Here is a 14,013-nt window from a genome sequence, read left to right as displayed (position 1 = left end):
TAAAAAATTTCAATTCATTTCTAATCTATACATAATTATTTTAACATAGTAAGTTTCACATGCCTAAATCAATGAACTTTATAGTAGTATAATATTTAAAGACAGAACGTACCCTAGAGATATGATCACCTTAGAATCACTCGAACATATCAGGATAAACCGTACTGATATTACAACTAATAAAGCGGGACTTTAGTCAACGGGGCTTTTTTCTATAGAGAACAGATCTAAGATTTCAAGCCCGATTATTGTAGTCGTAGCGCCCCTTATCCTTGTAAAAACATCATGCTTAATCAAGAAGGCTTTCTTGTCCTTGAAAAAGAATACTGCTTTTTTTACGTAAGATGTGTCGCTGTAGAAACTTTCCTTGTTTGTCGAAGTGAATGAGGCATTGAGATGCTAGGCATCTTCGTATTTCCTAACTCTTCAAGCAGGAATCTTACGGACCTTATAAAAAAGGAGGTAAACGTGTGAGACTTTGGCATCAACAACTTATCTCCAACCTACCAAGACAGCAATTATTAGGTCAACATCGAGAGTGTTGTGCATTAAGAGGAAACGGTTGGGGGAAAAAGCATGCTACTGTAAATTATGTTTTTACCTATTCTCCATATCGTCTATTTTTGTACCATCAATTTATTATGAAAGAAATGCGGCAGAGAGGTTATCAAGTTGACCCGCTTTGGAAAGACCCGTTTTATCGTGGAAAAGCTTGTCCATCTCATACGGAAAAAAGCTTGTATAAAGGGGAACAACGTTTTATTCCAGATTTCCCTATTTATCCAGAGCATGATGAGTTGTATTTACAAGATTGTTTAGACAACTTAAAAGCAAAGGGCATTGACATTTAAATACCTATGACATCGTAGCAAACGAAAAGGCTGCCTAATCAGGCAACCTTTTAGTTACGTGAAATACTCAATTTTTCCATCAGGAAAGTAGGTATTAATATATCCTCCTAAAGTAGCTTTAATCTCTGCTTGTTCTTCATCTTGATATACGTATTTGCCAATACCATACCGTCCCCACTTCCATTTTCGCTTCGATTCATCTAATTCCAGTTTTGTCATGGGATAATTTTGTTGTATTACTCGTTTAGCAGGTTTCGTAAAGCGATGTTGAATCATTTCAAAGGTAAGATTCTTTTTCGCTTTTTCTGGTAATGCTGCTTCCAGTTTTTCAAACATCTCCTTGTAGCCATTTTTCCAGCCGTCATGTAAATAAATCGGTGCTACAATAAACCCTAGAGGATAACCAGCTTCAGCGACCTTAACAGCTGCTTCAATTCGCTCGTGTAATCTGGATGTACCAGGTTCAAAATATTTAATAATATAATCATCATTGATACTAAAGCGGAATCGAGTTCGCCCCCTATGCTCTGCTTCCAACAAATGATCAACATGGCTGAATTTAGTTACAAATCTTAATTGGCCATATTCTGTTCTGCCAAAGTACTCAATTGCTCGCTTCAATGTGTGGGTCAAATGATCAAGACCGACAATATCTGAAGTACATGATGCTTCAAACCGAGTAATCTCTGGCGCTCGTTCTTGCATATATTGTTCTGCAGCATCAAATATTTCATCAACATTAACATATGTGCGGATATATGGCTTACTTCCCATCGTTGTTTGTAAATAGCAATAGTGACAATGTCCCATACAACCAGTTGCAAAAGGGATGGCATATTCTGCGGATGGCTTTGATGTATCAAATTTTAACGTTTTTCGCAACCCTAGAACCAATGTCGATTTGGCAACTCGATATTTTTGAAAGTGATTGTCCCCTGGTAAATTTCGAATTTGATTATGTGAAGTCGTTTGTCTAATTTCAATTCCCATCTTTTCAAACTTGGATATCAGCTTTTTCCCTAACGGATAGTCTAATGCTCTTGGTTCTACGTATACTAATTGCGGTATAAACGGCTTAACCATGATACCCTTCCTGATCAGATGTACCGAAAGCAGCTTCATATGCTACCTCAGCTTCATCGGCTGATTTATAGACTGCTACTTCATCTGTTAATGGGTAGAACGTTTCATAAATAAACAATGCTAATTCTTTCGGCTGTTCAGGATTCTCTACAACAGCAGCCTGTTGAACTTGTGCTACATCTTGTGCATGAGGATTGCGGATAATGACATAAACAACTTCACCAGGTTGAAAGTTTTCTTGTATTTCCATATGATCACCTAACTTCCTATCGTTTACCCTCATTATGCACCATTGTATATAATTTATGTTTACGAAAAAAAAATTAACTTCCATAACCTTGAGAAAAAGTCAACATGCCAGCAGAGTTGTCGTTCCAATTTTTTTATAAACGGATTTGTTTAAAGGCTTCGGATTGCTCTTTTATTCCTTTTTCCGCTGCAAATCGTTCAATACTTGACGCACCAAAAAAGCCGACAATCCCATCTACTTTTTCGATAACATATGCAGCGTCTTGTGGTTCAGCGATTGGTCCACCATGACAAATAGCTAAAATATCTGGATTGACCTCTCGACCAGCGTTAACTATTTTCTGAATACGTTCTACAGAGTCATCAAGAGTCAGTGCTGTTTTAGCACCAATTGATCCTTTAGTAGTTAACCCCATATGTGCTACCAGTATATCTGCACCTGCTTCCGCCATTTTCTTTGCTTGTTCTTCATTAAAAACATATGGAGTAGTTAACATATCTAGTTCATGGGCTTTTTTAATCATATCAACTTCTAAATCATAGCCCATTCCAGTTTCTTCTAAATTTTGTCTAAACACGCCATCAATTAATCCAACCGTCGGGAAATTTTGTACCCCGCAAAATCCTTGAGATTTTAACTCCTTTAAAAATACATCCATAACCCGAAATGGATCGGTTCCGTTTACACCAGCTAATACTGGAGTGTCCTTGACAACTGGCAATACTTCACTTCCCATTTCAACTACAATTTGATTAGCATCTCCATAGGAGAGAAGCCCAGCTAATGAACCACGACCTGCCATACGATAGCGACCCGAATTATAAACAATTAACATGTCTGCTCCGCCGGCTTCACTGCTTTTTGCGGTAATACCAGTTCCTGCTCCTACACCTAATAAGATATTCCCTTCTTTAATTTGTTCTTTAAAACGTTGTAAAATTTCTGATCTTAACATATTAATTTTCTCCTTTTTTCTCTTCTATTAATTGGATAAGCTTCTCTGCTGCTGCTTCTGCAAACGCACGATCATTGATCGCCTTTTCTAATTCAATCACCTGAACTTTATCTCGATCAATATTCTTTTTTAACGTATCGAATAGCATTTGATCCTCTTCCGGTCCGTAAAACGGCTGTCCATGTACATCAAGACCAGATAGCCCTTTTAATGGTAAGATTAAAGCTGTATCTCCTGAGGCCATATTAAGTTTCTCTGCAAGAACTTCTCCTATTTGTTTATTTTCTTCCATATTGGTTCGCATTAACGTTACAGTTGGATTATGCTTATAAAACTTTCGACCGGTAAATCGTTCTGGCACAGTTTCATAAGGTCCAAAGTTCACCATATCCATGGCTCCTACTGAAACAACCTGTGGGACATTATGTTTTACTGCAGCTTCTAAGCGATGAGGTCCAGCACCAAGTACCCCCCCCACTATTTCATCTGCCCATTCTGTTGTTGTTATATCCAGTACACCTTCAATAAAGCCTGCTTCAATTAAGCTTTCCATTGTACGTCCACCAACTCCCGTAGCATGAAATACAAGCATTTCATAACCTTGCTTTTCGACATATGCTTTCGCGTAGTTGATACATGGAGTTGTCAATCCAAACATCGTGGCAGCTAATAAAGGCTTGTTATCAAAGCGCTGTTTGTTTTCAAAGCTCAACATTCCAACAATAGCGAAAACAGCATTGGTAAATATTTTGGTGGAAATTCTATTTAATCCAGCTACATCAACAATCGATGGGTACATTATAATATCGCTCGTTCCAACATAAGGAGCTACATTACCTGAAGCAACTGTTGATACCATTATTTTTGGAACACCAATTGGTAATGCTCTCATTCCAGGTGTAACTATTGAAGTCCCACCGGAGCCACCAAACGAAAGAATTCCATCAAGCTTCCCTTGTTCATATAACTGTGGTAAGACAATTTCCATTCCTTTTGATAAAACAAGCGTCGCTTTTCCCCGATCTTCAGCTTCCACAATTTCTTTTATATTTTCTCCAGCAGCTTGAAAAATAACTTCATTGGAAATATCCGGATCAAAAGCCGGTTTAAATACTCCTGTGTGAATCGTCAATGTTCTAAAGCCTAACGACTCAATCAGTTCTTTTACAAACAAAAATTCCTTTCCTTTCGTATCGAACGTACCTGCTAAAGCAATCGTTTTACTCAATATACTTCTCCCCTTTCATATGAACTGAACCTTCATTCCAGGAAAGCCTTACCACCCGGAATGTTTGTACCACAAGGGTATAACCTAAAGGCATTTGAACGAAGCGGGCATGTAGGGATCGTTACACTCACTTATTTTTCTTAGCTCACAACTATTCCTGTTACATGCGTTTACAGGAATAAATGAGAAAACGATACCAATTGTTGAAAGGCTCAAACACCCGACTTATGACCTATAAGGCATTTGTGTTTTTCTTTCTATATCAAATGATACCGTTTCCTATCGTAAATAGTAATGTGCTTATGTTTGTATATTTTGTCATTACGTAAGATTTATACCTGTTTTAACAAAAAAGTAATAAATTGTAATAGTAAAAACTTACTATGAAATCATATTAAAAAATTAGTTAGCATTAGCTTTTGGTACAAACAATCTGCTAGTTGTGTTTATGATAAAACTTGAAGCTTTATCAATCCCTATGTTTATATTTTTCATCTGAACGTGAACATGGTTGGAGAAACACCTATTCTTTTTTTAAATATCTTACTAAACTGAGCATAATCAGGATAACCAACCATTTCGGCAACTGTGGAAAGAGGGAGTCTTTTTTCCCGCATAATTTCTATAGCTCGATTTAATCTAAAATCAATCAAATATTGTGTAAATGGAATTCCTACCTCTGTCTTAAATAAAGAGCTTAAATAAGGTCTGGAAAGATTTAATATACTTGCTAAATCATTTAACGTAATCTCGTCCATATAGTGTGTACTTATATAATCTTTTATAAACTCCACATAGTCTTCCTTGTTAGAAAAACCAGCCATTATTTTTTGTATATATGTCTCGTATTTAACATCATACGTTTCTTTAAATGATTTGGTTATATTAAAAATAATCTGCTCTGCCGGGATACGTTCAAATACAGAGCCGCCGATATACCCATCTATTTCTGTTCCATCATACATGAATTGCACATCGATCGGCCGATTAACAGGTCCTCCATAAACCATTTTGATCACATTCGGGTTTACCTTATCACATGCATGAAAGATATCCACAGCTAACTTCTTAGCAGATTGTAATGATTGAATTTGCTTGGCACCTAAAATCCCACCTACAGTTAAACCAAGATGCACACAAATTATATCTGCACCGGCTTTGAGCATATTTATTGCTTGTGTTTCATTAAAGACAAAAGCTACAGTAACCAGATCCAGCTCATTCGCAAATTGAATCGCCTCTACTTCTTTGGCAAAAGAAATACCTTGACTCTCTAAGCCTTCGCGGAATTGGCCATCAATCAATCCCACTGTCGGGTAGTTGTTTATTCCGGCAAAACCACTGGCTTTAATTTGTCTAATATAGGCTTTCATATCAATTGTAGGGTCTGTAGCAAATAAGCCAAAAATCGTTGGGATCTTTTTTAAAGTTGGCAATACTTCCTTAAAAGCAAATTCCATTACCATTTGATTACTATTCGTACATGCAGTAAAACCAGCTAACGAGCTTACTCCCATCTGACGAAATCTTCCAGAGCTTAACGCCAATATAAAATCAGCGCCACCTTGTTCGGCATATTTAGCTGTAAGACCCGATCCGGCAGCAACTCCAATAATATGTTTATTTGCTTTAATTTGTTGATTTAACGTTTGCAGTAACTGGAACTTATTATTCATCATTTTTACTCTCCATAACGCTTAGTTTTGAATATTTCGTACCAAAATTGCTATTTTTCCGATTATATATATTCCATTAGTACTATCTTCCTTAGTTGGAAACGCATGTTCTGAAAACGGCTTGACACTAACCAAATATCTTTCTGTTATAGCCGTTAAATTATAAATTTCGTAAACCATGCAACATATTTTGCCCCAGGAATAAATAAAACTTGAGCCAATAATGTGCCAAAAAGCCGTGAGCTTACCATCATTAATGAAACTATTTTTAAAGTTTGATAGCTTCCACGATTGTTTACGACATCATCCGCAAGCACAGATACTTTAGGGTCTACAAAAATAACGAGCAAAATGGTTGCAACACCATTTATTAGTCCAGAAGCCATTACTGCTGTAGCAGCTCGTTCCGGTACAATTAAAGAAGCATATAAGGCTGCTAATACACCAATTGTATAAATAGCAGTAATAACCATATTAATAAAAAATAACTTCATAGGTATATCCCTAAACTTGATTCCAGTTACATCCGATCTTCTAGGGAAACGAACATGCTTCTACCCTCGCAGAAAAAAATCAACGGATAGACCTTTTCGAATTAAAGCTGGTATCGAGCCATTTTCATTTGATAAATGGATAATTGCTCTGGAAAATAAAGCGATAAACGTTGGAAACATCATAATACCAGCTACTGTTCCTGCAGTAGACGCACCAATTAGTATTCGATACTGATATTCTACAAATTGAAGTGTATTTTCAGCAGGTGCTGTATCGATCAAGCTACCTGTAAAAGGTTGTTGCATCATATTTGCTAAACGTGAGACAATAACCATAACATTAAAAAGAGCAAGAGCTGAAGCAATCATCTTCACCCTTGCTCCCGATAAGCGAACCGCATAAGCTAGCGTTTCAATACTATGAATAATAAAGATAAATAAAAAAATGAGTAATAACTTCCCAGTTAAAAAGTCCATGATCGTTACTTCCTTAAGTTTTTTATCTATCATAGCATAAAAAAGACGATTCTATATAGTTCCACCTTGACTTATAGAGGAAGTTCAAATAGCCCCATTTTCAGTTAGCTTGTTTTGACTGTTCTATTATCTTATTTAAAACACACTGCTCTAAATCAGTATTTTTAAGATCATCCTATATAATTTTCCTTAAAATCCATAGAACAGCAATGTTACTCCTAATATCCCTTACTCCTTCATTTAAATCTTCAGAGTACGGATTATAAAAAAGCTACTATCCATATATTCATGTGTAAAACATCCCGGGTTACTATGATAGATAGCACCATCATTTTATTTGACTGGCAAGTGATGAATCGTGACTTCCGGTCGACTACCAACACGGATATTAACACCCGTTTGCCCAAGACCCTCACTAATATAAAATGGTCTGCCATTTAAGAGATGTAAGCCTTTTACCATATTCATCTTGACTAACTTCCCCATTTTCCGAAGATGATAAGGCTTTGGCCAATGAATTTGTCCGCCATGAAAGTGGCCTGAAAGTAAATAATCAAAATGGTATTCATTCATTTTTAACACAACATTAGGGTCATGTGTCAACACTAAATTACTTCCTTCTTCTACACCATCAAATGCTTTTAATAAATCACTATGATTCGTACTAAAATTATCAATTCCAATAATATTGACACATTTACCCTGTACTTGTATTTGCTTATTTTCATTTTGTAATGTTTTAAAGCCGTGTTCATTTAGCACCTTTTTTAACCGCGCAAAGCTTTTACGATTCAAAATATAATCATGATTACCAAATACGGCATACGCACCATAAACTGGTTGAAGCTTACGTAATACCTTTAGGTAAGGAATTAATTTGGGAATGCTTCGCTTACGGTCCAAAAAATCACCAGTTAACGCAATTAAGTCAATTCGCTTTGAATCAATGCTCTCAATTAAACGTTCGGGTGTTACCGAGATATTTTCAATATGCATATCCGAAATATGCAATATATTAAGCGATGTGTTTTTACTGGTTTCACTATCTGTTTCGACCTTTATCTCATTTAAAACGAACGAATGTGTATTTTGATAGCCCTTATATAAAAAATAGCATAATAGAATTAGTACAATTAAACCAATATACAAACCGTTCACCTCCATACTCTATTATAAAGCCTATCTATTCAATGTTAACTTGTAATATATGGAAGTGCCTCTATCCATATAGTGTAGTGATAAAGGTTATCGTCTCTTCAATAATCACCGCGTTTTTTATTGGATAGAAAAGTGGATCTATTTCTACATGGTGGATAACTTCCTTGAATTTAGCTTCGTTAACAGACGTTTGCGAGTTTCAAGCTTTTGTTCTTTACATTTTTTCTCCTATTCTTACTTCCAATTAATTAGAAAAAGAAAAAACTTGGCTAGTTGCCAAGTCTTTATGGCGAAAGCCAACGTTTTTCTTATACTATAAAGCCTAAAGTTTTATACTTCCCTATAGCAAAATACATGGATTGACAATGTTACTTGAAATTAGTAAAATAATATAAACCGTCCAGACGGTCTTTTAAGTTGGAATCATCCACTATCTGTAATCATAGATCGATAAGGTTTTTGCTTAGAAGTAAATCAAAGTCACAAAATGTTTGGGTGGGTTTAAGTACAGGTACAACTGGGAAAACATCTACATCCGAGCTCTAGTCAAGTTTTCGTTATTTGGAGGGGTAATATTGGCATCCAAAGCTGAAAAGAAACGCCAGCATATTTTAAAATCTGGTACGGAATTTATATTAGAACATGATTTTAATGCTTTAACCCTAGAAGCTGTAGCAAATTATGCCGGCATTAGCAAGGGCGGTCTTTTATATCACTTTCCCAATAAAGATGCATTGTTAAAAGGCTTAGCAGATTATGTTTTTGAACAATATACAAACTTGTTTTATGAATATGCAGCTAATGATCCGGTGGATAAAGGGAAATGGACACGTTCTCTTATTCAAGTATCCAATTGGGATCTTGAAAATAATGCAAAGCTTAATATAGGAATTATGGCTACCTCTATGCTAGATCCCAACATGACAAAAGAGATGTCTGAAGGGTATCAGCACATGCAATCTAAAATAGAACAGGATAAGCTAGATCCTGTTGATGCGAGTATCATTCGTCTTGCGATCGATGGACTATATTATTCACAGCTTTTAAATATGGCACCTTTACAGAAAGATTTGCGGGAAAAAGTGATCACTCGTTTAATTGACATGACGAAATAGACATGTTTGAATAGCCAAGTAACAATGAACAAATAAACGTCACTACGTACAAGTAATTTAATAAATCAACAGGAAAGTTTGTAAGAAGATCATACATTAAAAAACGATAGAAAATAAACGAGGAGGGATACGATGAATCCTTTTGCCCTATTATTTTTTGCAATTATTAGTGAAGTTTTCGGCAGTACGATGCTGAAGCTGTCTAATGGTTTTAAACGCCTTCTTCCATCCTTAGGTGTTGTTTTGGGTATGGGAACGGCTTTTTACTTTTTATCGTTAACATTGACTAAAATACCGTTAAGTACAGCTTATGCTATCTGGTCGGGAGCAGGAACTGCGCTTACAGCAGTGTTAGGTATCCTATTGTTTAAAGAACATGTCTATATGCGGAAAATAGTTGGCTTATTTCTTATTATAGGTGGTGTTGTTACGTTGAGGTTAGCTACTGGAAATTAATGACAAGCGGGGGATAACGAATGAAAGGATATCTTTTTTTAATTATTGCGATTGTCTTTGAAGTGTTTGGTACAACCATGCTAAAATTATCAAATGGCTTTACAAATCTTATTCCAACTCTATGCTTTATCCTTGGATTTAGCCTAACATTTTATTATTTATCTTTAAGCTTGAAGACAATTGCTTTAAGCCTCGCCTATGCTATTTGGTCAGGTCTTGGAACAGCTTTAACTGCCTTGATTGGTATATTCATATGGAATGAACCTTTTGGCTCATTAACAGCCATTGGCTTAATAGCGATCATTGGAGGAGTTATATTACTAAATATGGCACCTACCAAAGAAACCACTCCTCACCGATCCAGTGGCTAATATTCGCTTGCTGTTTTTATGGGTTTTTAAAACCTTTCACTTTCTTGTTCGTATTACTACAAAATCGGAATTATAACTATCGTAATGGGGGCTATCTTTGCAGTTAATTATATTTAGGGTTATGGACAAAATCGAATTGTCCTGGTAGATAAAACGCTATATTTTATCCAAGCGAATACGTGTGAGCTATTTTGTAAGAATTGAAATAAGAGGAAAGAAAGCCAAATATGAAGGGACAGTAGGAAATGTTACATAGATTAGAAAACCTTAAAGGTTATGGAATGAATATTAGTGGACAGGAAATGTTACAATCAGCCATTTTTAAGTTTAATAAGTCCTAACAATCGCTGTTGGGCGGGTAACAAGAGCATATGTTTAAAACTTGTAATCTGTTTAATTTTTGTAATTCGCTATCATTAGTGGCAAAATCCTAGAACATCATAGAACCAATTATTTTGTAGTATTTTAATTGATTCTGCTTATGTAAATAGTTTCCCTGTCTTCCTCCATACAAAATAGCTGTAAATTTTCCTACAATGTATATTTTTACATCTTTTTTTCCTTTCCCTTGATTTCTGCTAAAGTTTATCTACTGTTCATCTCAATTATTTTCTTAGTTTAAATTTGAAACTGTTTATACTTCCTTTCTTCTTTACCAGAAGCTGGTATGCCTTCCTAGTACAAATACAATCCGAATAAATAATTAAACATGGGCACTAATGAAGACAGCACGATCGGATAATAGAGAATTAATATTCCTGGTGCTATACCTTTTTTCTGGAACCAACGGTATTGCTCCTATAGCTGCAAAACCATCATAACAATTAAAACCGTATTTGACCTTTTCTTCATATGCTCATATCCTGGCCTGACCGTTTTCCTAATTGCAAATCACCTGTTAAGTAGTGTTTCATTTTTCAGCTAGCGCCGCTTGAAAAAGGTCGTTTTTTTACTTAGCTTAAATAGCTTTTCTAAATGTTATGTCTATAACTTCTTTATTATTAATGGATTTATAAATTCAGTGTTTTTCCTATATTATGGAAAAAAATCGGGGGGTTGCTATGTGTTATTAAATAGATCCAACATCTGAGCTATCCAGTTTACTTATCCTAAAATCTGCACATATGATCCTTTCTTTGCTTTTTCATACGCTTGCTGATTCATGTCTTTAATTCGATTGGACAACTTTGATGAACGAATAAGCTGACCCTTACTTAAAATTGATGGATCAATCAAACGGAGCTTCGTTTTACGATGAATATGATAATTCTTTTCATCCTCAATAACAGAAACGGGTTGTTGTAACTGTGCGATTGATTGTGTAATTTCCTGTTCATGAGTTGAACGTAATATCTCAATTACTTCTTCATCCTCTAAGAAAAAATCGGATAAAGAGATGATTCCTTTTTCCAATGCTTGCTGTAAAATAACAGTTAATCGATCACTTCCATATATATTTAAAGGATCCATAAAGAAACCAATAACTTCCTTATAATATAATTCTACAAACCATTCAGCGATTTCTAACTTATTAAGATACATTTTACCGTCTATCACAATTAGATTTTGTAAAAATGCTTCTACATCAGCAAGTGAAATATTACGATATGTATACATGTCTCGAAGTGTATAATCAACCCGATCTGCACATAATTCTGGGGCAGACTGCTCTAATAGCGTCCATTTTGAATCATCCATTATGATTTCTTCATAATTATAGCCATACATCTTTAATATTAGCGGCAATTCCGAGTTTATAACAACTTCATGAAAAATACGTTCATGATAATCTTCTTTTTCATTATCCATCACAAAATCAATGATATGAGAAAAAGCTGTATGCGAAATATCATGCAGTAAACCGGCTATTTGCTCTTCCAGCGATCCCCCTAATCGTTTAATAAGAAGCATAACTCCAATAGAATGATCAAAACGAGTTACATTCCATGCTCGATTGACCAAATAGCTTGCACCACCTTGATGTATGCCTTTTAACCGCTGTACAGGCCGACTATTAATTAATGCAGCAAGTACACCATCCACTTGATAAGTTCCATATAACGGATCATTAATTACCATTTTTTCCCCTTCTTTCGTACGCTATCCATATGATACTCTTCAGCTATTCAATAACATATTATAATATATCTATTGAACTTAAAAGGAGCCAAGAATTAGATGGCTCCTTTCAATTATCCTATTATTCTGTTAACAGTGGATAATAACCTTCTTTTGTATGGCTTTCGGTTCCAACTAATGGTGGATTAAAGACACAAACCATACGCATTTGTGTTCTAGCACGAAGCTCATGTTTATCATTTTCATTTAGCAGATACATGGTGCCAGGCTTTATCTGATATACCTCACCTGTTTCAAGCTTTTCTATCTCCCCTTCTCCTTCAATACAATAAACTGCTTCAATATGATTTTTATACCAAAAGAAATTAGTAGTGCCTGCTTTAATAATGGTATCATTTAAACTAAAGCCGACATTATCCTTTTTCATGATAAAGCGTCTACTTGTCCAGTTCTCACTGGTCGTTTCATTGTTCGTTCCAATAATATCTTCAAGTGATTTGACAATCATTATGATTTCCCCTTTGTTTGATTAATTCATTTCTTCACTATTTGCTTTATACTTGCTTCTAAAATATCAAACCCTTCATCAATTCCTTGTTTATCGATGATCAAAGGAGGCAGAAATTTCACTACTTCATCATCTGGACCAGAAGTTTCAACAATTAACCCACGCTGAAATGCTGCTTGACAGATCTGATTAGCCAGTCCGTTCTGAGGTAGAGCAATCCCTTGCATTAATCCTCTGCCACGGGCTTCTCCATTTAGTGATGGGAATTTTTCAATAATTAACTCACTACGATTTTTCACCTGCTCACTTCTCCGTGAAATATCTTCTGTAAAGCGCTCATCTTTCCAATAATGACGTAATGCTTCCGTTGCTGCAATGAAAGCTAAATTATTTCCCCGGAATGTCCCGTTATGTTCACCTGGTCCCCATTGATCAAATTCCGGTTTTATTAATGTAATCGCCATCGGTAGACCAATTCCACCAATCGATTTTGATAAACAAACAATATCCGGATAAATCCCTGCTGGTTCAAAACTGAAAAATGTTCCAGTTCTTCCACAGCCCGCCTGGACATCATCGACAATCAACAAAATATCCCATTGTTTACAAATTGCTTCAATCTTTTGCAGCCATTCCATACTTGCTGCATTAATACCGCCTTCACCTTGAACTGTCTCCAAAATAATTGCTGCCGGTAAAGAAACACCACTGCCACTATCCTCTAAAAACCTTTCTAAATAAGCAATGGAATCCTGATTATCAATATAATTATCAAACGGCATAGAAACACTATGATGAAGTGGAATTCCTGCACCTTGCCGCTTAAATGAATTACCGGTAACCGATAATGAACCAATAGTCATACCATGAAACGCATTGGTAAAACTAATTACGGTATCTCGTCCGGTAACTTTTCTGGCAATTTTTAAAGCACTTTCTACCGTATTTGTTCCTGTTGGTCCAGGAAACATAATTTTATAGTCAAAATTTCGGGGCTTGAGAATAATATTATGGAATACTTCTAAAAAATCCTTGCGAGGTGTTGTTCCCATATCTAAACTATGAACAATTCCATCATTCTGTAGATAATCAATTAATCTTTCCTGCATAATGTCATGATTATGTCCATAGTTTAAAGCGCCAGCCCCCGCAAAAAAGTCAATATACTCTTTCCCTTCTATATCCCACAGCTTATAGCCTTTAGCCTTTTCAAATACAGTTGGCCAACCTCTACTGTAACTTCTAACAGCTGATTCTAACTCTTCAAAAGTTTGCATGCGATTATTTTTTACTACTGTTGTAGTCACAAAAT

13 protein-coding genes and 1 pseudogene are annotated in these 14,013 nt (G+C 35.6%); 4 read left to right on the top strand and 10 right to left on the bottom strand.

Translation table 11 applies throughout. The annotated features are described in order from the left end of the window. Positions 1-470 precede the first annotated feature (470 nt). Complete coding sequence (locus BN1066_RS14600; protein WP_077320187.1) at positions 471-851, top strand: TIGR02328 family protein; 381 nt, start codon at positions 471-473, stop codon at positions 849-851. Positions 852-905: 54 nt separating this feature from the next. Here BN1066_RS14600 and splB read toward each other — a convergent pair whose 3' ends face one another. The 7 genes and pseudogenes from splB to BN1066_RS14565 all read right to left on the bottom strand — a co-directional run bounded on the left by splB (position 906) and on the right by BN1066_RS14565 (position 8,163). Further along, the gene (splB, locus tag BN1066_RS14595) at positions 906-1,934 is read right to left on the bottom strand and encodes a spore photoproduct lyase (protein WP_077320186.1); all 1,029 of its coding nucleotides are present in this window, start codon (positions 1,932-1,934) and stop codon (positions 906-908) included. Beyond that, the gene (locus BN1066_RS14590) at positions 1,927-2,184 is read right to left on the bottom strand and encodes a transcriptional regulator SplA domain-containing protein (RefSeq protein ID WP_077320185.1); all 258 of its coding nucleotides are present in this window, start codon (positions 2,182-2,184) and stop codon (positions 1,927-1,929) included. Before BN1066_RS14590 ends, splB begins: the two co-directional genes overlap by 8 nt. Positions 2,185-2,317: 133 nt before the next feature. After that, a complete protein-coding gene (locus BN1066_RS14585; RefSeq protein ID WP_077320184.1) occupies positions 2,318-3,139 on the bottom strand; it encodes a phosphoenolpyruvate hydrolase family protein in 822 nt (273 codons plus the stop codon). Between the two features lies 1 nt (position 3,140). Beyond that, a complete protein-coding gene (locus BN1066_RS14580) occupies positions 3,141-4,367 on the bottom strand; it encodes a Tm-1-like ATP-binding domain-containing protein (RefSeq protein WP_077320183.1) in 1,227 nt (408 codons plus the stop codon). A gap of 491 nt (positions 4,368-4,858) precedes the next feature. Further along, a complete protein-coding gene (locus BN1066_RS14575) occupies positions 4,859-6,046 on the bottom strand; it encodes a phosphoenolpyruvate hydrolase family protein (RefSeq protein WP_218668080.1) in 1,188 nt (395 codons plus the stop codon). A 152-nt stretch (positions 6,047-6,198) separates the two neighbouring features. Continuing rightward, positions 6,199-7,014: pseudogene (locus tag BN1066_RS14570) on the bottom strand (lipid II flippase Amj family protein). 333 nt (positions 7,015-7,347) lie between these two features. After that, positions 7,348-8,163 carry a metallophosphoesterase gene (locus BN1066_RS14565; protein ID WP_245799802.1) on the bottom strand — a complete coding sequence of 272 codons (816 nt, stop codon included), beginning with the start codon at positions 8,161-8,163 and terminating at the stop codon, positions 7,348-7,350. 584 nt (positions 8,164-8,747) lie between these two features. Here BN1066_RS14565 and BN1066_RS14560 point away from each other — a divergent pair. The 3 genes from BN1066_RS14560 to BN1066_RS14550 all read left to right on the top strand — a co-directional run bounded on the left by BN1066_RS14560 (position 8,748) and on the right by BN1066_RS14550 (position 10,114). Beyond that, positions 8,748-9,287, top strand: coding sequence for a TetR/AcrR family transcriptional regulator (locus tag BN1066_RS14560; RefSeq protein WP_077320181.1), 540 nt, complete (start codon positions 8,748-8,750; stop codon positions 9,285-9,287). 132 nt (positions 9,288-9,419) lie between these two features. Beyond that, entirely contained in the window at positions 9,420-9,743 is a 324-nt protein-coding gene (locus tag BN1066_RS14555) for a DMT family transporter (RefSeq protein ID WP_077320180.1), read from the top strand. A gap of 20 nt (positions 9,744-9,763) precedes the next feature. Then, a complete protein-coding gene (locus BN1066_RS14550) occupies positions 9,764-10,114 on the top strand; it encodes a DMT family transporter (RefSeq protein WP_077320179.1) in 351 nt (116 codons plus the stop codon). A gap of 1,104 nt (positions 10,115-11,218) precedes the next feature. Here BN1066_RS14550 and BN1066_RS14545 read toward each other — a convergent pair. The 3 genes from BN1066_RS14545 to ectB form a co-directional block, all read right to left on the bottom strand. Further along, the gene (locus tag BN1066_RS14545) at positions 11,219-12,193 is read right to left on the bottom strand and encodes an HD domain-containing protein (RefSeq protein WP_077320178.1); all 975 of its coding nucleotides are present in this window, start codon (positions 12,191-12,193) and stop codon (positions 11,219-11,221) included. Between the two features lie 121 nt (positions 12,194-12,314). Next, complete coding sequence (locus BN1066_RS14540) at positions 12,315-12,701, bottom strand: ectoine synthase (RefSeq protein ID WP_077320177.1); 387 nt, start codon at positions 12,699-12,701, stop codon at positions 12,315-12,317. A gap of 26 nt (positions 12,702-12,727) precedes the next feature. Continuing rightward, positions 12,728-14,008, bottom strand: coding sequence for a diaminobutyrate--2-oxoglutarate transaminase (ectB, locus tag BN1066_RS14535; protein ID WP_077320176.1), 1,281 nt, complete (start codon positions 14,006-14,008; stop codon positions 12,728-12,730). Positions 14,009-14,013 lie beyond the last annotated feature (5 nt).

The sequence above is a fragment of the Virgibacillus proomii genome, assembly GCF_900162615.1.
In the GTDB taxonomy this organism is placed as follows: Bacteria; Bacillota; Bacilli; order Bacillales; family Amphibacillaceae; genus Virgibacillus; species Virgibacillus proomii.
Note: the sequence above shows the minus strand (reverse complement) of the source record. Positions and strands in the feature narration are given on the sequence as shown.